At 57.8% G+C, this 23,861-nt stretch carries 23 protein-coding genes and 1 pseudogene; 12 read left to right on the plus strand and 12 right to left on the minus strand.

Features of this window, described 5'->3' with window-relative positions:
• The 4 genes from NBG89_RS31385 to NBG89_RS31400 form a co-directional block, all read right to left on the minus strand.
• On the minus strand, positions 1-1,575 hold the full coding sequence (locus tag NBG89_RS31385) for a Re/Si-specific NAD(P)(+) transhydrogenase subunit alpha (protein ID WP_431324809.1): 1,575 nt from the start codon (positions 1,573-1,575) through the stop codon (positions 1-3).
• Between the two features lie 88 nt (positions 1,576-1,663).
• Positions 1,664-2,626 (minus strand): Gfo/Idh/MocA family protein, encoded by a 963-nt coding sequence (locus tag NBG89_RS31390; RefSeq protein ID WP_431324810.1) that lies wholly within the window; start codon positions 2,624-2,626, stop codon positions 1,664-1,666.
• Between the two features lie 49 nt (positions 2,627-2,675).
• On the minus strand, positions 2,676-3,668 hold the full coding sequence (iolG, locus tag NBG89_RS31395; protein WP_431324811.1) for an inositol 2-dehydrogenase: 993 nt from the start codon (positions 3,666-3,668) through the stop codon (positions 2,676-2,678).
• A gap of 168 nt (positions 3,669-3,836) precedes the next feature.
• Positions 3,837-4,775 carry a substrate-binding domain-containing protein gene (locus NBG89_RS31400; protein ID WP_431324812.1) on the minus strand — a complete coding sequence of 313 codons (939 nt, stop codon included), beginning with the start codon at positions 4,773-4,775 and terminating at the stop codon, positions 3,837-3,839.
• Between the two features lie 267 nt (positions 4,776-5,042).
• Between NBG89_RS31400 and NBG89_RS31405 the strand changes: the two genes are divergently transcribed.
• The 8 genes from NBG89_RS31405 to NBG89_RS31440 all read left to right on the plus strand — a co-directional run bounded on the left by NBG89_RS31405 (position 5,043) and on the right by NBG89_RS31440 (position 11,782).
• Positions 5,043-5,264, plus strand: a complete 222-nt coding sequence (locus tag NBG89_RS31405; RefSeq protein ID WP_431324813.1) for a hypothetical protein — start codon at positions 5,043-5,045, stop codon at positions 5,262-5,264.
• Between the two features lie 40 nt (positions 5,265-5,304).
• Positions 5,305-5,469 (plus strand): hypothetical protein, encoded by a 165-nt coding sequence (locus NBG89_RS31410; protein WP_431324814.1) that lies wholly within the window; start codon positions 5,305-5,307, stop codon positions 5,467-5,469.
• A 15-nt stretch (positions 5,470-5,484) separates the two neighbouring features.
• Entirely contained in the window at positions 5,485-6,486 is a 1,002-nt protein-coding gene (locus tag NBG89_RS31415; protein ID WP_431324815.1) for a glycosyltransferase family 2 protein, read from the plus strand.
• A 287-nt stretch (positions 6,487-6,773) separates the two neighbouring features.
• The gene (gene bioB, locus NBG89_RS31420; RefSeq protein ID WP_431324816.1) at positions 6,774-7,754 is read left to right on the plus strand and encodes a biotin synthase BioB; all 981 of its coding nucleotides are present in this window, start codon (positions 6,774-6,776) and stop codon (positions 7,752-7,754) included.
• Positions 7,751-8,896: an 8-amino-7-oxononanoate synthase gene (locus NBG89_RS31425; protein WP_431324817.1), complete on the plus strand. Its 1,146-nt coding sequence runs from the start codon at positions 7,751-7,753 to the stop codon at positions 8,894-8,896. The genes bioB and NBG89_RS31425 overlap by 4 nt, the downstream gene beginning before the upstream one ends.
• Positions 8,893-9,531 carry a dethiobiotin synthase gene (gene bioD / locus NBG89_RS31430; RefSeq protein ID WP_431324818.1) on the plus strand — a complete coding sequence of 213 codons (639 nt, stop codon included), beginning with the start codon at positions 8,893-8,895 and terminating at the stop codon, positions 9,529-9,531. Before NBG89_RS31425 ends, bioD begins: the two co-directional genes overlap by 4 nt.
• Positions 9,528-10,799, plus strand: a complete 1,272-nt coding sequence (locus tag NBG89_RS31435) for an adenosylmethionine--8-amino-7-oxononanoate transaminase (protein WP_431324819.1) — start codon at positions 9,528-9,530, stop codon at positions 10,797-10,799. The genes bioD and NBG89_RS31435 overlap by 4 nt, the downstream gene beginning before the upstream one ends.
• The gene (locus tag NBG89_RS31440; protein WP_431324820.1) at positions 10,796-11,782 is read left to right on the plus strand and encodes a beta-ketoacyl-ACP synthase III; all 987 of its coding nucleotides are present in this window, start codon (positions 10,796-10,798) and stop codon (positions 11,780-11,782) included. The genes NBG89_RS31435 and NBG89_RS31440 overlap by 4 nt, the downstream gene beginning before the upstream one ends.
• A 615-nt stretch (positions 11,783-12,397) precedes the next feature.
• On the opposite strand, the gene NBG89_RS31445 is transcribed toward NBG89_RS31440, so the two are convergent.
• Complete coding sequence (locus tag NBG89_RS31445) at positions 12,398-14,233, minus strand: HAMP domain-containing methyl-accepting chemotaxis protein (RefSeq protein WP_431324821.1); 1,836 nt, start codon at positions 14,231-14,233, stop codon at positions 12,398-12,400.
• A gap of 315 nt (positions 14,234-14,548) precedes the next feature.
• Between NBG89_RS31445 and NBG89_RS31450 the strand changes: the two genes are divergently transcribed.
• Positions 14,549-14,986 carry a hypothetical protein gene (locus tag NBG89_RS31450; protein ID WP_431324822.1) on the plus strand — a complete coding sequence of 146 codons (438 nt, stop codon included), beginning with the start codon at positions 14,549-14,551 and terminating at the stop codon, positions 14,984-14,986.
• Here the strand turns inward: NBG89_RS31450 and ligD are convergent, their stop codons facing one another.
• Positions 14,987-16,027 carry a non-homologous end-joining DNA ligase gene (gene ligD, locus NBG89_RS31455; protein WP_431324823.1) on the minus strand — a complete coding sequence of 347 codons (1,041 nt, stop codon included), beginning with the start codon at positions 16,025-16,027 and terminating at the stop codon, positions 14,987-14,989. It lies immediately after the preceding gene.
• Between the two features lie 1,006 nt (positions 16,028-17,033).
• Here ligD and repA point away from each other — a divergent pair.
• From repA to repC, 3 genes are all read left to right on the plus strand, one after another.
• The gene (gene repA, locus NBG89_RS31460) at positions 17,034-18,257 is read left to right on the plus strand and encodes a plasmid partitioning protein RepA (RefSeq protein ID WP_431324824.1); all 1,224 of its coding nucleotides are present in this window, start codon (positions 17,034-17,036) and stop codon (positions 18,255-18,257) included.
• The gene (gene repB / locus NBG89_RS31465) at positions 18,254-19,279 is read left to right on the plus strand and encodes a plasmid partitioning protein RepB (protein WP_431324825.1); all 1,026 of its coding nucleotides are present in this window, start codon (positions 18,254-18,256) and stop codon (positions 19,277-19,279) included. The genes repA and repB overlap by 4 nt, the downstream gene beginning before the upstream one ends.
• Before the next feature lie 189 nt (positions 19,280-19,468).
• Positions 19,469-20,683 (plus strand): plasmid replication protein RepC, encoded by a 1,215-nt coding sequence (repC, locus tag NBG89_RS31470; protein ID WP_431324826.1) that lies wholly within the window; start codon positions 19,469-19,471, stop codon positions 20,681-20,683.
• 600 nt (positions 20,684-21,283) lie between these two features.
• Here repC and NBG89_RS31475 read toward each other — a convergent pair.
• The 6 genes and pseudogenes from NBG89_RS31475 to NBG89_RS31500 form a co-directional block, all read right to left on the minus strand.
• Positions 21,284-21,763, minus strand: coding sequence for a ProQ/FINO family protein (locus NBG89_RS31475; RefSeq protein WP_431324827.1), 480 nt, complete (start codon positions 21,761-21,763; stop codon positions 21,284-21,286).
• Between the two features lie 91 nt (positions 21,764-21,854).
• Entirely contained in the window at positions 21,855-22,097 is a 243-nt protein-coding gene (locus tag NBG89_RS31480) for a hypothetical protein (RefSeq protein WP_431324227.1), read from the minus strand.
• 112 nt (positions 22,098-22,209) lie between these two features.
• Positions 22,210-22,431, minus strand: a complete 222-nt coding sequence (locus NBG89_RS31485; RefSeq protein ID WP_431324828.1) for a hypothetical protein — start codon at positions 22,429-22,431, stop codon at positions 22,210-22,212.
• A gap of 139 nt (positions 22,432-22,570) precedes the next feature.
• Positions 22,571-22,957 carry a type II toxin-antitoxin system VapC family toxin gene (locus NBG89_RS31490; protein ID WP_431324829.1) on the minus strand — a complete coding sequence of 129 codons (387 nt, stop codon included), beginning with the start codon at positions 22,955-22,957 and terminating at the stop codon, positions 22,571-22,573.
• Entirely contained in the window at positions 22,957-23,211 is a 255-nt protein-coding gene (locus NBG89_RS31495) for a type II toxin-antitoxin system VapB family antitoxin (protein ID WP_431324830.1), read from the minus strand. The genes NBG89_RS31490 and NBG89_RS31495 overlap by 1 nt, the downstream gene beginning before the upstream one ends.
• A gap of 317 nt (positions 23,212-23,528) precedes the next feature.
• Positions 23,529-23,782 (minus strand): annotated as a pseudogene (locus NBG89_RS31500) (integrase); the annotation flags it as partial.
• Between the last annotated feature and the right edge of the window lie 79 nt (positions 23,783-23,861).

Here is a 23,861-nt window from a genome sequence, read left to right on the forward strand (position 1 = left end):
TCACGACTTCTGGAACATGGCAAGCATGCGACGGGTAACGAGAAACCCGCCGACGATATTGATGGTGGCGATCAGAACCGAGAGGGCGGCGAGCGTTACCACCAGCCAGTCGCCCGAGCCAGTCTGCAAGAGGGCTCCGAGGATGACGATACCCGACACGGCGTTGGTGACGGCCATCAGTGGCGTGTGCAGCGAATGGGAGACATTCCAGATTACCTGAAAGCCGACGAAACAGGCCAGCATGAACACAATAAAGTGGCCCATGAAGGCGGCCGGCGCATATGCGCCAACCAATAAAAGCAGCGCGGTGCCCAACAGCAGGAGCACTCCTTGTGCCCTTGTCTGCGCCTTGAAAGAGGCGACTTCGCTTGCGCGCTTCTCCTCCGGCGTTGGCTCCTTGGGCCTTTCGCGCTGCTTCTGGGCGGCGATGGCCTGAACCTTTGGCGGCGGAGGCGGATAGGCGATTTCCCCTTGATAGACGACCGTTGCGCCGCGGATGACATCGTCGTCCATGTTATGGAGGATCCTGCCGTCCTTGGCCGGCGTGAGGTCCGCGAGCATATGGCGGATATTGGTCGCATAAAGCGTTGAGGCCTGCGTAGCCATTCGGCTTGGAAAATCCGTAAAGCCGACGACGATGACGCCGTTGCTGGAGACGACGCGCTGATCGGCAATCGTCAGCTCGCAGTTCCCGCCTCGCTCGGCCGCGAGATCGATGACGACAGAGCCGGGCTTCATCATCGCCACCATATCGGCGAGCCAGAGCTTGGGCGCATCGCGACCCGGGATCAGAGCGGTAGCAATGACAATATCGATCTTTGGTGCCAGTTCGCGAAACTTCGCGAGCTGCTTTTCGCGGAACTCCGGTGAGGAAGGCGCAGCATAGCCGCCGGTTGTCGCTCCATCCTGCTGGTCGCCGTCGAAATCGAGATAAACGAACTCTGCCCCCATGCTTTCGATCTGCTCGGCCACTTCCGGCCGCACGTCGAAAGCGTAAGTGATAGCGCCCAGCGACGTCGCCGCCCCGATTGCGGCAAGACCTGCGACACCTGCGCCAATGATCAGTACCGTGGCCGGTGGTACCTTTCCGGCTGCCGTTACCTGACCGGTGAAGAACCGCCCAAAGTTACTGGCCGCCTCGACCACCGCGCGATAGCCAGCCACATTCGCCATCGAAGACAGCGCATCCATCTTCTGGGCCCGCGAGATGCGAGGAACCATGTCCATCGCTATCACATTGGCACCGGTCGCTTTCGCGTCGTCCAGGAGCACCGTGTTTTGCCCGGGATAAACGAAGGAAATGAGTGTTTTGCCTGCGGAAAGCCGTTTGACCTCTTCGTCAACCGGCGGACGAACCTTGATAAGGATGTCCGCGTCCGCGTAGAGCGCCTCTGCACTGTTGACGACAACCACACCCGCTCCCTGGAAATCGGCATCGGTGATCCCTGCGTCGAGGCCTGCGCCGCTCTCCACCAAGCATTCATATCCAAGCTTCTGCAATTGCCTGGCGGACTCGGGCGTCATGGCGACGCGCTTTTCACCAGCAAGCACCTCTTTTGGTGCACCGACTTTCATCCCAATTCTCTCCACTTTGCAGGTCACGATTGCCGAATTAGGCCTACTCGGCCCGGCCGGTCACAAGATCGCGCAGCGGCAAGCTGCGCTAGGTGTAGTCGACCTCGATTCGACGCTTCTCGATCAGAGACCTCCGCGCCGCGTCGAGAATGACAGCCGCGTCAAAAGCATCATCAAGGCTCGACAACGGTGGCTGCGACTGCGCGAGACAATTGTTGATGAAGTAGCTCTGGACCTGCAAGAAGCTGTCCCAATAAGTCGCGTCATCCCAGAATGGAATCGTGGCCTCACCAAACTTCGTCACGTCCCACGCGACCACGCCGCTCCCCTCCATTCCGAGGATCTTGAAATAGCATGACCATGGCTCGCGGCTGCGATCGTCCGCAGAAAAGCTACCCCAGAGGTGCGCGATTTTCCCGTCGGCATATTCCGCAGTGATCATCAACTGGTCATGCGCCTGTTTGTTGTCAAAGTGTACATTTGTCCCGGTCGCATACACGTAGGCAGGACGCCCCAGGAAGAAAAGCAGACAATAGGCGTGGTGGATCATCAATTCCCGCATCGTAAGATCCGGCTCGCCGATCGAAGCATCGTGGCGCTTGTTGTAGATCGCCCAGAAGCTCACGATATCGCCAAGCCTGCCATCCTTGATATGGGCCTTCAATCGCCGCATGTTCTCCGCATAGATGTAGTTGTGCGAGGGCATGCAGGTTCGATTGGCGGTTTTGGCGATCTCGGCAAGTTCGCGGATCTGCCTCGCCTGCTCACAAAGCGGCTTTTCCAAAAGAACGTGCTTGCCCGCGGTCAAGCAACGCTTGGCGATCTCAAAGTGCGACGCGGTGCTCGTCGCAACCAAAACGGCGTCGATCTGATCGTCGGAAAGAAGATCATCCAGCGTTGGGAATGCCTTGCCGCCTAGCCGGTCACAGAATTCTTCAGCCTTGCTCTGCGAGCGACTCCAGCCACCAGCAAAAACGTCGGAGCCAATTTGACGCAGCGCATGAACGTGCAGTTCAGCGACGCGACCAAGCCCAATGACTGCGACCTTCATAAGATCAATCCTTGTTTCAAGTATCATCCACGAGCGGCCAGCGGACCCGCTAGGCGTTGATTTGGATCGGACGGCTCTCCTGCCACGACCTGGTCGCGGCATCGGCAATCAGCTGGGCCCGAAGCCCGTCTTGCGCATCCGGCTTTGGTTTCTTGCCGCTCGAGATCGCGTCGACGAAGTGTTTCATCTCGGCGAGATAGGCGGCGCCAAAACGCTCGAGAAAAAAAGGCTGCGCACGCGGTGTCTTAAAGCCGGTGCTGCTTGCACTCTCGACGAGGTTTTCAAGAACATTCGACACGCGCAGCATGCCCTTTGAGCCGTGCACTTCGAGACGCTTGTCGTATCCGTAGGTCGTCCTTCGGGAATTTGTAATTTGGCAAATACGTCCGGACCCGGTGGTCAGGATGACGGCAGCGGTGTCAACGTCGCCGGCTTCGCGAATTGCCGGGTCGATCAAATTTGATCCAGCCGCATAGACTGTCGTCGGCTCTTCCCCAAGGATGAAGCGTGCCATATCCAGATCATGTATCATCATGTCGCGAAAGAGGCCGCCCGAACCTTTCACATATGAAAGCGGAGGTGGTGCCGGATCCCGGGACGTGATCGAGATGGTCTCCACATCGCCAATCTCGCCATCGACAACCCCCTGACGAAGCGCCCCAAAGTGCGGATCGAAGCGCTGATTGAAAGCGGTCATGAATGGAACGCCCGCTTCCTCTATGGCCTTGATGCAAAGCCGAACCCGATCGGACGACAGATCGATTGGCTTCTCGCAAAATATCGCCTTCCTTGCGCTTGCGGCACCATGGATCATATCGAAATGGGTCGCTGTGGACGTAGCGATGACAACCGCATCAATGTCCTTCGCGCTCAGAACGTCGGAAACATCCCTGACCGTGACACCAAATCTTCGCGCGCAGGCGTGAGCCGCCTCGCTTGACGCATCCGCCACAGCGACAAGGCTGGCGTTCTCGATGCCCTGGAGCGAATTGGCGTGGACTTGCCCAATTCGTCCACATCCGATTATTCCAATTCTGATCATTGTTGTCCCCACGAGGAATTAAAGGCGCTCGCTTGGCGGATTGATGCTTTCTGCAAAAAGATGTGCCGGACGGCACCACACCACCATGCATTATCCAGAATACGCTCCGGGACACCTGCCCCGGAGCGGCTCTCTTCTCGCAGCCGTGCGCGCCCTTCGTTTGGAGGGTCAGTTCTTGCTGGCGTACTTGTCTACGTTGCCTGGGTTCACCAGCTCAAAAGGAATCCAGATCGGGGATTCGACCTTTTCGTCCTTGGCGAGCTTGATCGCCGCTTCAACTGATCCGGCGCCTTGTCCAATAGCGTCTTGGAATACGCTGACATCGAGATCACCGCTTTGCATGTAGTGCATCGCATCCTTGGTCGCGTCGATCCCGGCGACCACGATGTCCTTCATGTCCCAACCAGCCGCTTTCATCGAATTGATAGCGCCGAGAGCCATTTCGTCGTTGTTGGCGACAACTGCAAGCGGCTTATAGCCGGCCGTAATCCAATTGGTCATCAGGTCCTGCGCCTTGACCGGATCCCAGTTGGCTGACTGTTCGTCAATAATCTTGATGAAATTGCACTCGGGCGTCGCGATGACGTCATGCACTGCTTTGCTCCGCAGTTCGGCGCTGTGCTGGGCGAGAATTCCCTGGATGACGAGGATTCCTGCGTCCTTGTCTTTGCCTTGCTCCTTCAAGACGCGGCAAACTTCCTTCGTCTCGATCGTGCCGGCTTCTGCCTCGTTCGAGCCGATGAAAGCCGCCTTTGGGCCAAGCTTGTCGAGGTCGCTGGGTGTGTTGTTGACGTAGACCAGCGGAATTCCCGCGTCCGCCGCCATCTTTGTAATGGTTGGGGAAGCCGAGCTTTCGACGACGTTGACGATAATTGCGTCGACCTTGGCGGCGATGAAATTTTGAACCTGCGAAAGCTGCTTGTTAATGTCGGCCTCGGCGAACTCGATCTGAAGCGGCTGCTTCGTCTTCGCCGCCTCGTCTTTCATTCCCTGAACCATAACGGCCAGAAACGAGTCACTGTGGGAAATCGCCACTCCGATATCGCCTGCATAGGCAGTTGATGTCGCAAAGACTAATCCTAGAGCACCAATAATTGAACGCTTCATCTCGCATTTCCCTCCTTCGCCGGGCGTCCGGCAGCACCCTGGATTGCCCGGACCATCCCCCTCCTCGAGGATGGCTTATGTTATCGATTACATCGCGAATATGCGAACGATTGCGTGCCGGCCTCCGGGCAGGCGAAAACCCGCGTCAGAAGCGTGCAGCTTTTCTAATGTTAACGTATACAACATGGAAATTTCTCGATGTCAACGATTACATTTTTGTTGACGTCTTGAACGATCGGCCTAGGATAGTGGCAGGAGGAAAGGACAATGGACAGCAGTGATCACAAGTTCAGGTACCGCATCGTTGTGCCGCTTTGTGGGGCGTTGCTTGTCGTACTCGGCTTTCTCTTCGGTAACTCGATCGTCGCCTTCGTCGCTGATGAAGGGACCATCTTGGGAGAGCTTCGCCTGATGCGCGCGCAAGCCTCCGTCGCGGTCTGGGATCACTACGTCGACGAACGCGCCGGCAGTGAGGCCGACCGCCATTAGAGAAATGCGTCGGACGCAAAAATCCGAGAAGGAGGAAATCATGAGCCCGGCAGACTTCACGACCGCCATCGTTACCGCACGCGCACTCGATCACGATTCGTCCTGCGGCGATCCGGCCTTCTGCATCCTGATGAAGACGGAGTTCACTCTGATGGTTATGCTCACGATGGTTCTTTGTGTCTTGTGTTCGCCCCCATTGATATGATTGGCGGAAATCGAGATGAGCCATAGTGCATCCGCTGACGTTTGTATCGTGATCGCCGCCAAAGACGCCGAGGCTACTATCGCACGGGCGGTTATGTCGGCACTCGCGCAAACCGAAGCAAGAGAGGTGGTCGTTGTTGATGACGCCTCGAATGACCAGACTGAAAAAGCCGCCCGCCAATGCGACGATGGATCAAATCGCCTCAAGGTGGTGCGCTTCAATGAGAACCGGGGACCGTCTGCGGCCCGCAACCACGCCATATCGATCAGCCGCGCCGACGTCATCGCCGTGCTTGACGCTGATGATTTCTTCCTGCCTGGTCGGCTTGAGCGATTGCTGCAACAGGAAGACTGGGACCTGGTGGCGGACAACATAGCGTTTATTGCCGATAGGGCGGTCGCCTCCGGTATCGAGGAGCGCATCCAAGAATTCCCAACCGAGTCCTACATCATCGACTTCGTCGGGTTCGTTGAAGGGAATATCTCAAGGCGCGCCGCTCAACGAGGGGAGATTGGCTTTCTCAAGCCGCTCATGCGTCGCAGCTTCCTCGAAAGACATCGTATTCGCTATAACGAAGTGCTTCGCCTCGGCGAAGATTACGATCTCTATGCGCGGGCGCTCGCATGTGGCGCCCGCTACAAGGTCACTCGCAGTTGCGGCTACGCGGCCGTCGTTCGTGACAATTCGCTTAGTGGCAGGCATCGAACTTACGACTTGGAGCGCCTTTACGAGGCAGACTGCGCCATAATGGCAAACAATGCAGATCTCGACCGAGCAGCCATGAGCGCTCTGAAACGTCATGCCCGGCATGTCCGAGATCGCTACGAACTCCGACGCTTCCTCGATGTCAAGAACCACGAAGGAGGCATGCGGGCGGTTGTGCAGCTTTTGGGTCGGCCTTCCACTATCAGGCCCGTTGCCGCTGGCATACTGGGTGACAAAGTCGAGCGGTTCTTCAGGCGTGGACGTCCGCGTTTGAGAGACAATGAGATGCAGGAGATCCGTTACCTGCTGTAGCCAGAGAACCTGCGCGGCTAAGATGAGGGTATGGAACACTTAAGCCCGAGCTTGGGGATATATGCTGATCTCGCTTCCCATCGTCATCTCTTCCGTGAGCGTGGCGATGCTTCGCGTGAGACACGCGCTTGGCGCGGACGCATAGTGATGAAAGGAACGCGTCTCGGATCGAAAGGCTGCGTTCAAAAGCGCCGCGCCGGCAGCGGCAACACAGCAAGGGATAGGGAATGCTTGTTGCACGTTATCGGTAGAAATTATCGATAATCTTTCTCGAAGGATCTGGTGCCATGGAAGAAATAGCCTCCGGCTGGACAACTCCAGTCTCTGCTGCACTGCAGGAAGCGTTGCGTGTCTATAATCTGCCGTTCAACGATCTGCTTTTTCATGCGCAGAGCGTCCATCGCATGAACTTCGATCCGAACGCGGTACAGATGAGTCGACTTCTGTCGATAAAGACCGGCGGATGCGCCGAAGATTGCGGCTATTGCAGTCAATCCGCCCACTATCCGACCGGCCTGAAAGCCTCCAGGCTGATGGAGGTGGAGAAGGTTCTCACCGAGGCGCGACAGGCCAAGGATGCGGGGGCCACGAGATACTGCATGGGTGCTGCCTGGCGCAGTCCGAAGGACCGCGACATGGATGCACTGGTCGCAATGGTCGAGGGCGTGAAGGCACTCGGCATGGAAACCTGCATGACGCTCGGCATGCTGACGGAGCCACAGGCAGGAAAGCTCGCGCGAGCGGGTCTGGATTACTACAACCACAACATCGACACGTCAGAGCGTTTCTATCCAGAAATAATTACCACCCGAATTTTCGAGGATCGGCTCGATACGCTGGAGACGGTGCGCGCAGCGGGAATCAAGGTCTGCGCTGGCGGCATCCTTGGAATGGGCGAAACAGTCGAGGACCGTATTTCGATGCTGCTGACATTGGCGAACCTGCCAGTGCCGCCGGAGAGCGTGCCGATCAACCAGCTCATCCCCATTCCCGGTTCCAAATTGGCCCATGCAACTCGCGTCGATCCGATCGATTTCGTGCGCACGATCGCGCTGGCGCGGATCCTGATGCCGACGTCGCATCTGCGCCTGTCGGCAGGACGGACCGAGATGAGCGACGAGATGCAGGCGCTCTGTTTCTTCGCCGGTGCCAACTCTATCTTCGTCGGGGACACGCTCCTGACGGCTGACAATCCGGGCGAGGACCACGACACGGCACTGTTCCGCCGTCTCGGGCTTGCGCCGATGCAGCTGGAGCCAGCCAGGTGACGGCGCCCATGCTCACGTCTTACGAGGCCACACTTTGTGGCTTGCAGCGCAAGGCGAGACTGCGCAGGCTTTCGCCGCAGCAAGGCGTGGACTTTACTTCCAACGATTTTCTTGCGCTTGCAAGCGCACCGCGCATGAAGCAGGCGATTACGGCCGCAATTCAAAGAGGTGTTCCCCTGGGGGCCGGCGGTTCCCGTCTGCTGCGGGGTAATCACCCGGAACACGAAGCTCTGGAGGCGGAAGCTGCCACATTCTTCGGCGTTGACCGCGTACTCTATTTCGGTAGCGGCTATGCGGCAAATTCTGCGTTGTTTTCCACCTTGCCACAGCGCGACGATCTGATTGTCTACGACGCACTGATCCATGCCAGCGCCCACGAGGGCATCGCAGCCAGCAAGGCGGCAGGCGTCAGCGTTGAGCACAATAACGCGAACGCATTCGATGACGCGATCCGCCACTGGCGCAAGAACGGCGGGAAAGGCCGTCCCTGGATTGCCGTCGAAAGCCTTTACTCCATGGATGGAGACAAGAGCCCGCTTGGCGAACTCGTCACCATTGCCGACCGTCACGAAGGGTTCCTGGTAATCGACGAAGCCCATGCGACAGGCATATACGGCGCGCACGGCAGAGGCCTTGCATCGGAGTTGGAGGGCCGGGAAAACCTGGTCACACTGCACACCTGCGGCAAAGCGCTGGGTGTCTCCGGCGCGCTGCTTGCGGTGCCAGCTTTGCTTGGTGACTATCTCGTCAACCGTGCCCGGGCGTTCATTTACTCAACCGCCCCCTCGCCTCTCATCGCCGCGGGCGTGCGCGAGGCCCTGCGCGTGGTCGATGAAGAACCTTTTCGTCGCGAAGCTCTTGGGCAACTTGTCGCGGTTGCCGGAGGGCAGCTTGAGGCACGGTTCGGCATCAAACCGAACGGGTCGCAAATCCAGCCAATCCTGATTGGCGACAACGCGCGAGCCGTTGGAATTGCAAAAATCCTTCAGGACGAGGGGTTCGATATCCGGGCGATAAGACCACCGACAGTGCCCGAAGGTACTGCGCGTCTGCGGCTATCGATAACGCTGAACGTCGACCAACTGCAGATAGGACGCATGCTGGATTGCCTCGCCGCCACTCTGGAGGAATTCAGGAGATGAGCCCCTGTTTCGTCATATGCGGCACGGATACCGGCGTCGGCAAGACCGTCTTTGCAGCAGCGCTCGCAGACGCGCTTGACGCGCGATACTGGAAACCCGTGCAATCCGGCCTGGATGAGGAAACCGATAGCGAAGTGGTCACCAGACTCGGGAGCGTGCCTGCTGAACGGATCTTATCCGAAGCCTATCGCCTGGCCACCCCGGCGTCCCCTCATCTGGCGGCACGTCTAGACGGTGTCGAGATAGATCTGTTTCGGCTGTCGCCGCCAGAAGTCCCCGGTGCGCTTATCATCGAGGGGGCCGGCGGCCTGCTCGTCCCACTTACCGAGAAGATGGTCTTTGCCGATGTGTTTGCGTGGTGGAATATTCCAGTCATTCTCTGTGCTCGAACATCACTGGGCACGATCAACCACACGCTCCTGTCGATCGAGGCGCTGCGCAGGCGCAACATCCCGCTTTGCGGCGTGGCATTCATTGGGGCGGAAAATCCCGACACCCAGGCGACCATCGCCGCAATGGGCCAAGTCACGATCCTTGGACGCCTACCTTTCCTTGCAAGCCTGACGCACGAAAATCTTCGTCGCGCCTTCAGCGAGGCCTTCGACATTGGATCGCTAACGGAGGTTCGCGCATGACGCCTTCGCCCGTCTGGCACCCGTTTACACAACATCGCCTCGAGGCGCCCATGAAGCGTATCGTGGCGACAGAAGGTGCATATTTGTTCGACGAGGACGGCAACCGGTTCTTCGATGCAATTTCCTCATGGTGGGTGATCACACACGGCCACCGCCATCCCCATATCATGGCGGCAATTCGCGAAGCGACCGGGGCTTACGACCAGATCATCTTCGCGGAGTTCACCCACGAACCCGCTGAGACCCTTGCTGGAGATCTGCTCGAGTTCACCCCGACGGGGCTACAGCACGTCTTCTACTCCGACAGCGGATCGACCGCGGTCGAGGTGGCGATCAAGATGGCGCTCGGCACGTTTTACAATCGCTCCGTCGCACGTGATCGTATCGTTGTCATGCAACATGGCTATCACGGAGACACGATCGGCACCATGTCTGCGGGTGAACGCGGCGTGTTCAACACACCCTTCGAGCCACTGCTCTTTGGCGTCGACCGACTTCCCTTCCCCGCACCAGGTCACGAACAGGAAACCCTCGACGCATTCGAAGCCATCTGCCGCGCAGGACGGGCCGCCGCAATTCTCATCGAACCGTTGGCACTCGGTGCTGGCGGCATGAAATTCTATGGCCGCGCCGTCCTTTGTGCTTTGAAGGAGATCGCCAGCCACCATGGTTGCCTGTTCATTGCAGACGAGGTGATGACCGGGTGGGGGCGCACTGGAAGTTGCTTTGCCTGCGAGCAGGCGGGGGTGACGCCAGATATACTTTGTACCTCAAAAGGCCTGACGGGTGGCGCCTTGCCGCTCGCGGCAACTCTTTGCACCGCAGAGATATTCGAAGCTCATTTGTCTTGCGATCGGCGCAAGACCTTCTTTCATTCAAGCTCTTTTACGGCCAATGCGATTGCCTGTTCTGCCGCTGTCGCCAATCTGCAGATCTGGCGCGACGAGCCCGTAAAAAAGCGGCTTGGCGAGCTCGCGTCGCTACATGCCAAACATTTGCGACAGTTCGAAAACGATGAGAGATTTGCAAACGTCAGGCAATGTGGAACGATCGCGGCACTCGATCTGGCGGTCCCCTCCGGCGGTTACCTTGCCGAGGTGGGACCTCGATTGCGCCGGCTATTTCGCGAGCGCGGCCTGCTTCTGCGCCCGCTTGGAAACGTCATCTACCTTATGCCGCCTTATTGTGCGAGCCCCTTCGACATTGCGACAGCATACGGCGCAATCGACGAGGTTGCCTCAATCGTCTTGAAGGAAACTGCATCGTGACACCGCTTTCATCCCGGTTGGCCGGTTTCGGTCATGCCGTTCCATCCCGTGTCGTAAAAAACGATGAGATCGAAAACCGCCTTGGGCTGGAGGACGGTTGGATCGAAAGACGCACGGGCATCCGATCGCGTTATTGGGCACGAGAGGGCGACACATTGAGCGGTCTTGCGGCCGAAGCCGGGAAAATGGCTCTGGAGGATGCATGCGTGGCGCCGGGCGACATTGGGATGCTTCTGCTTGCGACCTCGACACCGGATCATCTTCTGCCACCGTCCGCCCCGCTGCTTGCCTACAAGCTCGGACTTTTAAATTCCGGAGCCATCGATCTCGCTGGAGCTTGCTCGGGTTTCCTTTATGCTCTGACGCTGGCGGACGGATTCGTGCGCGCACACGGCAAGGCCGTGCTCGTCGTAGCAGCCAATATCCTAAGCCGCCGCATTAACCCAGCAGAGCGCGCCAGCGCCGTTCTGTTTGCCGACGGTGCTGGCGCGGTCGTACTAGCCCCTTGCCGCGACGGACGAAGCGGCCTTAGAGCCGCTGTTCTGGCTGCGGATGGGAGCGGCTACGATCTGATCGCAATCCCCTCGGGTGGCAGCAACAAGCCGTTCACTCCGGCAACCCCACCCGATCAGGTCCTGATGTCGATGCGCGATGGACGCGAGGTATTTTCGCGAGCCGTGGATCTCATGACGCAGACGTCGCGACAAGCGTTGCGCGAGGCATCTGTAGCAGTCTCAGCCGTTGACCGCTTCATTCCGCACCAAGCCAATCAGCGCCTTTGTGATGCGATTGGCCATAATCTGGGCGTGGTGGAAACCAAGATCATCAGCACAATCGCCGAATTTGGCAACTCTTCGGCTGCGACCATTCCTCTGTCTTTATCCGTACAGCATCGGAAAGAGCGCTTCGTGTCTGAAGAGCTCCTCCTGATGACAGCCGCCGGGGCAGGTCTGAGTGGCGGAGCCGCTCTGTTTGCAGTGTAGGCTACCGGCGCGAAGCTAGTCCATCATTGCCTGCGCATTTGGCAGGATGCGCGGTGGAAGTGACATAGCACCTTCCAGCGACATTCGAATGTCTGCAATGGATCGGCTCCTCTGCCTTCTATCAAGGGACATCATACTCGACGTCCTCGGAAGGGCGGCCATCCCATAATCAACAGGGCTGGTCTGTTGCGAATCCTGGTGGCCGCGATATTCGCCAACACGATCCACTCAGCTGAACAGATATAAATACGCAGTTGAGACTGTAGTGCGCTGAGTTGTCTTCCTTTCCCGTGTCGAAACAGTCCGTCTTCTAGTGCGAAGCATCGCTTCTCGTCTGTGCGTAGATAATGGACGTGTGCTGCTAGTGGTTTAGGTCGCTTGGGGGAGTGCGGCACATCATGCACCGTCATCGCGCCGGCTCAAGTGACGTCCAAGAATCTCAAGGGCTGCCGCCGTGAGACCGGTTTGATTGGAGTCCTCGATGAGGTTGTACGTCAGTCATCTGCCGCAGCTCGATGTTTGTACCGCTACGCGGTAAATGCCCGTACGTCAGGACCTGCTCGTAGTAGCCTCCTGCCTGCTGATGCACCAGGATGCGGCCACCCAGATCGCCGACTATGCAGCCATGGTCCTGACGGTACGTGTCAGCTCATTCATCTGAGCGGCTTCGCGGTCGAGGCGAAACTGGTTGACGAGATCACGCAGCCTGCTCGCCTCAGCAGACAAAGACGCAGCCGCTGCGGTGGATTGCTCGACCATAGCCGCGTTCTGCTGAGTGGATTGGTCCATGTGATTGACGGCTGTATTGATTTCGCCAAGTCCGGTTGATTGCTCGCGCGCAGACGTCGCAATCGCCTCCATCAACTGATTGATCTGAGAGACATGGTCGCCGATCGATTTCAGCGAGTGACCTGTCTCAAGGACCAGTCTGACGCCGGTGCCGACTTCGGCAGAGGATTTTACAATGAGGCCCTTGATCTCCTTGGCCGCTGTCGCTGCGCGCTGCGCAAGCTCGCGAACCTCCTGAGCGACAACCGCAAAACCTTTGCCGGCTTCTCCGGCTCGAGCCGCCTCGACGCCCGCGTTCAGCGCCAACAGGTTTGTCTGGAACGCGATTTCGTCGATGACACCAATAATATTGGAGATCTGCTCCGAGCTTTCCTCGATGCGTCTCATCGCTTGTTCGGCTTCAGACACGACCGAAGCGGAACGTTCTGCACTGACATTGGCCTCCCTTGCGACATTACGAGCCTCCTGTGTCCGCTTGGAGGCTGCCGCCACATTGGCGGTAATCTCATCGAGAGCTGCCGCCGTCTCCTCCAGAGAGGCGGCCTGCTGCTCGGTACGCTTGGACAGGTCGTGCGCACCAGAAGCGATCTCGCGCGTTCCATTGTCGATGCTGTGCACCGTCTGCAGCACAGCGCCGATCGTTGTACCGAGCTGTTGGAGCGAAGCATTGAAATCCTGGCGCAACTGCTCGTATTCCACGGCAAACGGCTCCGCTAGCCGGAAAGAGACGTCACCGCCAGCAAGGCGTCTCAATCCATCACCCAGCGACGTTGTCGCAAACCGCAATTGTTGCGATTCCCGCTCGGCACGCTCCTGTGCTGCGGCGCGTGTCGCCTCGGACTGGCTCCTCGATATTGATGCCTCCTGCTCTAAGCGAAGAACATTTATGGCGTTTTGCCGGAACACTTCCACCGCTTCGGCCATCGCGCCGATCTCGTCGGCGCGGCCGGCATAAGGGATCTCGCTTTGCAGATCGCCGTCGGACAAGATCTTCATGGCAGCGGCAATCCGGCGGATCGGACTGGCGATACCGAACACTGCAAACATTGTTCCTGCGAAGGCGACCAGAATTGCGAGAGTGGCAATCACCGCCGTGATCGTGAACGCATAGCCAGCCGTAGCGCCACTTGTGGTGACATATGTTTCAGTCTGCCCAAGAATGAAGGCCACGAGGTCTGCAATGTCCTGGCTCACGAGATCAGATTGTGGCTCCATGTACTGTCGAAAGAGACTGGCCGCCTCGGCGCCCTTCCCGTCGTCCTGCAGCCGGATCATTTGCACGGCGACCTCGCCATATTTTTTGAGTTCCGACTTGACCTGATTGATCAGCTCGCGGCCTTTCTCGGTGCGGACGCCTTTCACATATTCGTCGATCGATTGTTCGATCGCAGAGTTCGTTTCGTCGACCAGTTTCGCTGCCGCGGCTCGCTTTTCTGGTGCCGTATCCAACAGGTAACGCGCGTAAGCCAGTTTCAGATCCGAGAAGTTTTCCTTGATATCTCCGGCAACGACCAGGCGCTTTATCCAAAAGCCACCAATCTGCTGAGTATTGCCGTTCAGCGTCGAAATCGTACTGAGTGAATTGTACGACAAGACAACGAGAAAGGCACAGATAACAGACAAAACGGCAATGAGGGTCTGCTTAACTGTCAGACGTTTCATGCAATGCTCCAGTTCGTTTGGGGGCGCCTGTGTGGCTCGGATAACGGCAAGAATTCGCGTCATGTGCTAATTTAGATTTAACTCTAACTGCTCGGGCCGTCGCTAATTGGATTATTTATGTCGCTTACAAACCATACATAGCAAAAGCTCCATCTTTTGCCATCAAGGGTTTGTATGCCGGGATTTAGATGTAGTCGGTAAGCTTGACGAGGCCCGCGACTAGAGGCATTTGTCACTGAGCTCGGGCGGGAGCCAAAACCAATCCTCGACATCATGCGGCTGTCGTCAACCTCTTCAAGGAGAGGCGCTATGCGCATGACCCCCAAACAATCCATCAAACACATGACCGCAGTTTCGCTCGCCTGCGAGCGCCGCGGTGTGATGCGTGACTATGCCGGCTGGTCTATCGGAAAGCGGCGTAATCTTCGCGTCTGCCGCTTGATAGCGGAGCGGATAGCGCCTCAGTATATGTTCCCGCTGTTGTTCAAAGACGGCGATCGGGACGTTACCGCTGTGGAGCTGATTGACGAACTTGAGCACGTCCTATTGGGCATCTCGCCGGCGCGGGCATATCTGATGGCCAGCAAGATCTGTGAGGAACGCGAGAGCGTGCGCCACGAAATCGCGGGCAAGATTGCCTACATCCTCACCAGGAAGTTTACCGTTTCGCGCGTGGACAGATCAACCCAGATGACCAGACGGTCGTCTGGCGGCTCGGGCAAATGGTGGGAAACTGGACAGATGGCGCCGTGATTACGGCATCTCGTAAACGGCAGCGTTGTCTTGCACCTCGCGCATGCCCTTGTAGGAGGATTGCCGAAGCTTGCCGTCATGCGTCCAGGCGCGATACTCGATCTCGGCAATTAGCGTCGGCTGCACCCACACCAGGTTCTTGCGCCGGCCGTCGTAATTGACGGGCGGCGTCTTGCGCTTCAGACGATCGAGCGTCGTCCGGAGGTACTCGGCGCTACGCTCGTTGAATCCCGTCCCGACCGAGCCGACATAGACCCAATCATTTCCCTTTCTCGCTGCCAGCAGAAGGCTGCCGATGCCCGATCGGGCGACCATGGAATGCTCGTATCCGACAATCATGAAGCTGTCTGACTGAACGCACTTCACCTTTACCCACTCGCCAAGCCTGCCGGATCGATAAGGGCTGTCTTTGTATTTGGCGATGATGCCTTCAAGGCCATGCTCGCAGGCTGCCGCGTAGATCTCCCGGCCGTCGCCCTCGATCTCTTCGGAAAGGCGGATGGAGCCCTGCTCGTTCTTCAGAAGTGATTGGAGGAAGTACCGGCGGGCCGTGAGCTCCAGGCCGCGGATATCGTGTCCGTCGAAATACAGAAGATCGAAGGCGAACATGATGGATGCGCCGGAGTTGAGTTTCCCACCCCTCCCTCCGAGCGATTGCTGAAGCTGGCCGAAATTCGGACGGCCTTGCTCGTCGAGCACGACGGCCTCGCCATCAAGGATGGCTGAACCCACTCCGAGGCGTTTAGCGCCCGCCTCGATCGCAGGGAAACGATGCGTCCAATCATGGCCACCGCGCGTGAGAATGCGGACATTGCCGTTGTTGAGATGCACTGCGATCCGATACCCATCCCATTTGATCTCGTACGTCCAATCAGGACCAATCGGCGGCCGCGGCTTTAGAAGCGCCAGGCAAGGCTCGATGCGAGCGGGCATGGGATCCAGCGGCAGTCGCGGTTGCGACGGATCACGCGGCTTTCGCGGTCGACTGCGAAGCGGCTTCTCATTTGTAGCCAAGGGCGCGGAGCGCGGAGACTTTGCCATCGGATAATTACAGCAGGCAATGCCCGAAATGACAATAAGTCGTGGTGAGCGCGCCAATTGACTGCCGCAAGTACATCAGGAATACCTCTTGAAAGTCGAGGGACACGCATAATGCGACTGCGGTCGATTGCCATCCAGTTCATCCGCACATGCTGCGCTTGCCGTCACCATCAATGGCCAGGTGGACAATGATCAGAAGATCGAGAACCCAAACGAGCCGGAGCAGTTTATATCACGTACTTCGCCCGAAACATCTCGGGAGAAGGGTTTTAGCGGGGATGCTCTGTCGATACCCCACAAATGACTAAAGGCGCGGTCGGTGAAGACCGCGCCCAGCCATTCAGTTTAGAATATCCAAGTGCCATGGTAAGGCCATGGGCTCGCAGCACCATCGTGCCACCACTCAGCGAGTGGCTATTTTTTATGGTGACGTGACGCGCATGGCAAGGGGGACCGGATGTCCAGCATCACCAAGCGGCATGTACCGACATCACAGCTCCTGGGTGAATACTTGACCTTCGTCCCCCCAAGGTGGATCATTTCAAGGCGGATATGCGCACCCTCGCGACAGCATCCCGCTTGAGGGACAACGGTGCTGTGAATTCGGAAAATAGCGGCAGGCCTTGCCAGCGCCACTGTGGGCGCCTGCAGGACGAACTAGTCCAGGCAGTCCCGGGGTGACAAGGCGCTGCTGGTTCCGGCATGGGCGGTGATCGGTTTGTTCTCATGGTTTGCGATTTCCCCCACCTCTCGTTCCGACATTGGCCTCCGCCCAGCTGCAGCCAGGAGCTTGCTCTCAAATGTGTGAGTAACCTGGCTGGAGTGGTAATATCGCGCGGTTCAAAAAGTGTGCGGTTATCGCGTGTTAGCTGGATTGCGTTCTCATTTTTGCGAATGCGGTTAAGCTTTTGTTAACTCTATTCTTCTGGACCGACTCAGAGAATCGTGTTCTAGCTCTTGGCGGGCAAAGGCCGGAAAACCGGTCCGGAACCGCCAAGAGGGAAAGATGGCGATAGCGCAACGGATAGAATCGGTAGTTGCTTCGAAAGAAGATGCAGGCGGCAAGATCACTCGGCATGCTAATCTTCTATCTGGTCAATTGCAGCAGCTTCGTACGCGCATGTATCCGCCGAAGTCGGAAAAAGTGCTACGTCAGTTTCTGACTAACGAGGTCTCGAAGTTGACCTCGATCCCGGATTCGACGTTGAAGCTGATGTCCAGCGAAGGCCGAGGTCCGAGCCCGAGCAGGCTCGAAAACAATCATCGCGTCTATACGCTCGCGCAGATCAACGAACTTCGCGAGCTCTTCGCCAAACAAAAGCCTGCTGACGCGCTCCGCTTTCTCCCTCGCCGCCGCGAAGGCGAGCATTTGCAGGTTCTGGCCATTGCAAACTTCAAGGGCGGCAGCGCGAAGACAACGACCTGCGTGCACCTGGCACACTATCTTGCTCTTCAAGGCTACCGCGTCCTTGCCCTTGACCTCGACCCGCAAGCGTCGCTTTCAGCGCTTTTCGGAGCCCAGCCGGAAGTTGATGTTGGGGCGAACGAAACGATCTATGCAGCCTTGCGGTATGACGAAAACGAGCGGCGGCCGATCCGTGACATCATCCGCAAAACCTATTTCGACGGTGTTGATCTTATTCCGGGCAACCTCGAAGTCATGGAGTATGAGCACGAAACGCCGCGGGTCCTGGCGAATAAATCGGCGTCCGGAGCGATCTTCTTCGAGCGGCTGAAGCTCGCACTTTCCGAGGTCGAAGCGGATTACGACGTCGTCATTCTCGACACGCCTCCATCGCTCGGCTTTCTGACCCTGAGTGCGATTTACGCTGCAACGAGCATGATCATTACAGTTCACCCTGCAATGCTCGATGTCGCGTCGATGAGCCAGTTTCTATTGATGATGGGCGACTTGATCAGCGTCCTCAACGAAAGCGGCGCTCAGCTCGATCAGGATTTTATCCGCTACCTGGTAACCAGGCACAATCCAAATGACGCCCCCCAGTCTCAAGTCGTCGCAATGATGCGGCACCTTTTCGGCACCGACGTTTTGCTGCCGACGGCGATCGAGAGCACTGCGGTCGAAGCAGCGGGACTGGCCAAGCGCTCCATCTACGAGCTTGAGATGGGGCAGCTCGGCCGCGATACTCACAAGCGTGCTCGTGAGGCAGTTGACGCTGTCAACGAGGCTATTGTTCGCCTCATCAACACCAGCTGGGGGCGTGAATGAATAAATCACCCCGCAAGTCCATTGTCGCAAGCTTTGGTTTGCTGTCTGCAGAGCTCGAGAACGATCAGGTTACTGTTCAACAACCCTCCCCTCCCCCGCCGGCCGTTAATCGCGTCGGCGCCGGAGTGATTGGCGCAGCCCACCGAGCAATCGATGATATCAGGACTGAACGAGACCGGCTGAAGGCCCTGGTTGAGTCGGGTGGCGGTGCGATCCGGGAGATAGATCCATCGCTGATCGACCCCTCCCCCTACCCTGACCGACTTCCAGACGACGGCACCGAAAGTTTTGAGGCGTTCAAACGCTCGATTGAAACGGATGGACAAAAGGTCCCGATCCAGATTCGAAAGCATCCGTCATCGACCGAACGTTATCAGATCGTTTATGGGCATCGGCGCTGGCTTGCCGCCAAGCAGCTCGGCAAGCCGGTAAAGGCGATCGAAGTCGAGATTTCCGATCTTGATCTCGTCGTCGCGCAAGGTATCGAAAATGCAAGCCGGCAAGATCTGACTTGGATTGAACGAGCTCTATTTGCTTCGCGCATGGATGACGCCGGCATCAAACCGCGAGACATCTACGCTGCGCTTTCGATCGAGGATGCCGAACTAGCGAGGATGCGAAGCGTCTATCGCGCCGTTCCCTCGGATGTAATCGAGGCAATCGGGCGAGCGCCTAAGATCGGGCGACCAAGGTGGCTTGAACTTGCCAAGGCCATTTCGCAACAATCCGCTGCCTTGGATGCGATCAGGGCAGTCCTTGTCGTGAAAGCCGATCCTGCGGAAATTTCGGATCAGCGGTTCCAGCGGGCATTGAATGCTATCAAGCCTGGCGGGGATCGTCGTCGCGAGCCCACGCCGATCCTGGATGGCAGCGGCAGGAAGTTCGGGGACTGCGTGAGTACGCAGAAAGACGTCCGGATTTCGGCTGAAGGCTCGCTCGGAAGGGATTTCATCAAATTCGTTGAAGGTGAGCTGCCGGCTCTTGCCGATCGCTTTGCCCAACTGCGCGCGAACAAACCCTGACAGCTGTCAGGGTTCAGGTTTTAAGAAAGGAACACAGCAAAAGAAAAAGGCCCCCAAACGTTGCCGTCGTGGAAGCCTCTCTCAATGTGTGACAACTAGAGAATCGCATTTCCCCGAATCCCAGTCAAGAGTCTTGGCACCGTATTTTTGGTGAGCGGATTTCTTTTGCCTTTTGAAGGGTGAAAGAAAATGCAGACAGGCACAGTGACGACGCCCTTTGGGCGGCGGCCGATGACGCTTGCCTTGTTAAAGAGGCAGGCTCTTACGGCAGAGATGAAAGAAGGCAAGTCGGCCGACAAATGGGCGGTGTTCAGGGACGCCTGCGAGGCAAGGACTTTGCTTGGGGTTCAAGACCGTGCCTTGGCGGTTCTTGATGCGCTGCTCAGCTTCTACCCGGACAATACGTTGTCGCAGGAACGGACAATGATCGTGTTTCCTTCGAACGCGCAGCTGTCGGTTCGAGCGCACGGCATAACGGGTACGACGCTGCGTCGGCATCTTGCGGCGCTGGTCGAGGCAGGATTGATCAATCGCAAGGACAGCGCCAACGGGAAGCGCTATGCTCGTAAGGATGGCACTGGCGGGATCGAAGATGCCTATGGCTTCGATCTGTCGCCGTTGCTTGCTCGCGCCGAGGAGCTCGCTCTGATGGCTCAGCAAGTGACTGCAGACCGAGCGAGGTTCCGCCGTCTGAAGGAAACGCTGTCCGTCTGCCGCCGGGATGTGCGCAAGCTCATATCCGCGGCCATGGAAGAGGGTGCTCCGGGAGACTGGGGAGTCATTGAAGCGATGTATCTCGAGCTTGTCGGACGCATGCCGCGCACTCCGACGATCGGAGATCTGCAAGACCTCAGCGAGGAAATGGAGATGCTGCGCGCCGAGATCCTCAACAGGCTGGAACTGCAGATGAATTCTGAAAAAATGGACGGCAATGATATCCGAATTGAACGCCACATACAGAATTCAAATACCGAATCCAGCAATGAACTTGAACCTTGCTCTAGAAACGAGCCGGGGGCGAGGCCTGAGGCAAAACAGCGACCTACCATGGAGGCGATAAAGGCGTTTCCGTTGGGTATGGTGCTTCGGGCATGCCCAGAGGTCAGCGCTTACGGGCCGGACGGAGTAGTTTCGAGCTGGCGTGAACTTATGTCAGCCTCGGTGGTCGTTCGATCGATGTTGGGCATAAGCCCCAGTGCGTATCAGGATGCTTGCGATTCAATGGGTCCGGAGAATGCGGCAGCTACGGTGGCCTGCATTCTGGAGAGGGGCGGGCACATTAACTCGCCTGGCGGATATCTCCGGGATTTGACTGCACGAGCGCGACGAGGGGAGTTTTCGCTCGGGCCGATGCTCATGGCCCTGCTGAGGGCAAATGGGGAAAATATCCGTGTAGCCGTATGAGCTGGTCACGGCAGGAAAACCCTGACAGCTGTCAGGGTTTTGTAGGCACGAGACTCTCAAGTTCATTCGAAGGCTTAACGGACAAGTTAGACTAAGCCGGTGTGGAAAAAAGATTGTTCGGTTAAACGTTTGGATAGTTCGACCCGTGATGGTGTTCCCAACCTTTGGTCTGCTCCTGAATTGACCAATCTCCATCTGAGCGTTGTGAGCGAGGTGGCGGGTATGTCAGGCAGCGTAGACTCAACAGATTGATGTCCAGGAGTGCTTGTCCTTCCAATAGACGCGCGAAATTTGACGATTACAGAAATGCCATCTCGAAAGCGGGGCGAGACGCCCGGGCTCCGTCGGGTTACGCTGGCTCGACGTGATCTGCACAGTCTGAGACCGAGATGGTTCTATCGCCCCCGGAAAGAGGGGAGCGGCCGCCGTCCGATTTGGGCGTTTGTTGCCAGGCGCAGGGAACTATCGGCAGTAATCCGGACAGGGCTGCCATCTACTCCGCCGGCGAATGAGTTCTCGCTCGACCCTAAGCCGATGGCGCTGCTGCACGCCCACGGCGCGATAGACCAGCGGACCGGATTGTCCGACAGGATTGTCAGATTATCGCTCAGTGAGCGCAGTTTTCTCGTTGAGACGCGTGAGCAAAGCCGCTCGAATCTGCTCGCTCTTGGTGAGAGGAGGGGGAGACACCGCGGCATTCTGTGCCGTCGCGGCGCTGCCACCCGTGAGGCTCTGAAAGCGCTCCTGCGCAGCAATCCGGTCGACGTCCGACACGGGTTCGGCAGGATCGCCTTGCAGGTTGAAGCGCATCGAGTCGGGTTGGGCTGTTGCGAAGAAATACCGCTTGGAATGCAGATAAGCTCCCGTTGCGCGGCGCAGCTTCGTGACGCCGACCTCAGGCTTGAGGAGAGGGCGGATGTCGTTCCAGAGACCGAGTGCGAAAGGCCGGATCGGGTCGCCGATTTTGGCCGGCAGAATCTCGATGGGGCGCAGGAGGAGGGCATTGATGGCGCGCGCCTTGGCAAGATCTGCCTCGTTTGCCGTAATCGGGCCGCGGCTTGTTGTCCAGGGTTTCGTCATTGAGCACTCCACTTCAAAGCCCGACGTAGATGGGGATCGTGAAGGGAGTTTGACAGTGCGGTGCGAGCGTATCGACCGGCTGTGCAGATTTTCAGGAGGGCGTAAGGTCCTGAAGGATGGAGAAACTGGCGCAGCTTGCATCGATATTACCGATGCGAATGGTATGTTCTGAGCGGGCGGTCAAAAGTGACAGGCGCACATTCCTGGCGTTCTTCGCGCGCACGAGAAACTCCTGGCGGGCGAAGATCAGCCCAGATCTGTTTGTCAGCTCAAAGGCGACATGTTCGCTGTAGCCGTCATCCGCGATAATGACGGTCGCCAAGCCAGACTGCATTCGTGAAACTCCTTGGTTTGCGGAGAATTTGCTTGAGATAGGGCTGAGCTTCAATCGGACCGAGGTTTTTTCCCATGATCTCTTCGCTAGGTAGTCGCATGGAGCACTGAGCTTAATCGTCGCCTTCTGGCATAAGAGCGTCGAATATTTCCAGGAGAGCCTCGGTTATGGCGCTTCCGAGTGCGTTTCCGCTCGCCGCGATTGCCTGCTCGTCCATATCGCGCGCCGCAATCGCCAGGTTCCCGCCTTGCTCGGCGACGATCGCGCGCGCCCGCTCGATTGCCCATTGCGCGAAATCATTCCGGGTTTCGATCGCGACCGTTTCGATTTCCATCAGGTGCCTTTCAGAATTTCTTCAGGGGTGTCGGGCAAAGTTGCCCGGCGCGTTGAGTTGTGCGTACGCGCTGTTGTGGTCCAACTTTGATCTGATTGGTAGGCCCTCAAAGCCCTCGCGGGCTTGTCACCGAACCACTTCACACTGTTTCGATGTCTGTTCGCGAGAAATCATCGCCCTTGAAAAGGAGCGGCTCGCCACGGGTCTTTGCCAGCGCATACGAGAAGCAGTCGCCATAGTTCAAACCTGCCGGATGACGTCCTTTACCAAAGGCACGCCAAGCTCGTCGCGCGATCGCGATCTGGTCGGTGTCGACCGAGACGATTTCGACGCCGGCTTTGTGAAGCCACAAATCCAGTTCCGCAGCGCCTGCCTCACCCATGCGCGCTTCTATCACGATTGCCAACTCAAGGACGGAGGCCGCTGTCATGAAGCGCCGTGGAGCATCAACAATCTTTGCCTCGAATGCTTCAGCTTCCGGTTCGCCAAAGGCAATCGCCACGACCGCGGATGTGTCGATCACCATCAGCCGGGAAGTCCGTTTTCGTCATAGCCCAGAATCTCGTCGACAGTACGGTTATCGAGAACCGTCAGCTTACCCCAGCGTCTGCGGCTGGCGGCGAGCTCCTCCAATAGAACGGTGCGATTTCCTGCATTGGCGAGACGCCGCAGCCGCTCTTCCAAGGCGCGGCGCGTGGCCATGGTAATCGTCTCTCCGGTTTTCTCGGCGAGCGCCTTAGCGAGGCGTTCCGTCTCGGCGTCTTTGATGCTCAGCGCCATGCTTGGTTCCTTGGTTCCTATTATTCGGTATTCTACCTAAGCCAACTGCTATCGCAAGTGCGTTCCGCTGCGATTGGACCGGGCGGTATCACTCGCAAACCGTAGGGAAAGTAAGTCATAGATGGGAAATCCATAACGCGTGGAATGGAAATTGGACACAGCAAGACAGCGCTCCGTAGCCACTAGTGACGAGGAGCGCACGTTCGCGGGGTTACGTTGGACTCGCGGGGCTGCGCTTGGCTTGGCGGATTGCCGACAAAGCCCTGCACAGCGAGGGCTTTATCGCTCACTACGGTCACATCCAGGGGATAACGACTAGGTGACCAGTCGCGCTGCGCTGTTATTAGTAGCGCGGATTTCAGGGAGGGAGCGGAGAAAGATCCTGTCAGGCCGCGCCAGCGTGTCAGAATCGACAACGAGGTCAGCCGACGCACCGTGTCGGGCGCGTGCGGACCGTCGGCCCGCAACAGCCTTGAATGCGTAGCCCAGCCTCGACCCCAGCCGGCATGCCGTGGTCGGGATCTTCGGTCCGTCCGACCGGATTCCAAAGATGATGGGCGACGAATTTCAGCCTTTGGCTTCGGCATGAGATGGCTCTCGCGCTGTGATTTGCTCCGACTTTATCGGTGTCGATTAGCGTGATTGAGCGG

It is taken from the genome of Rhizobium sp. YTU87027 (assembly GCF_050644135.1).
GTDB lineage: Bacteria > Pseudomonadota > Alphaproteobacteria > Rhizobiales > Rhizobiaceae > Rhizobium.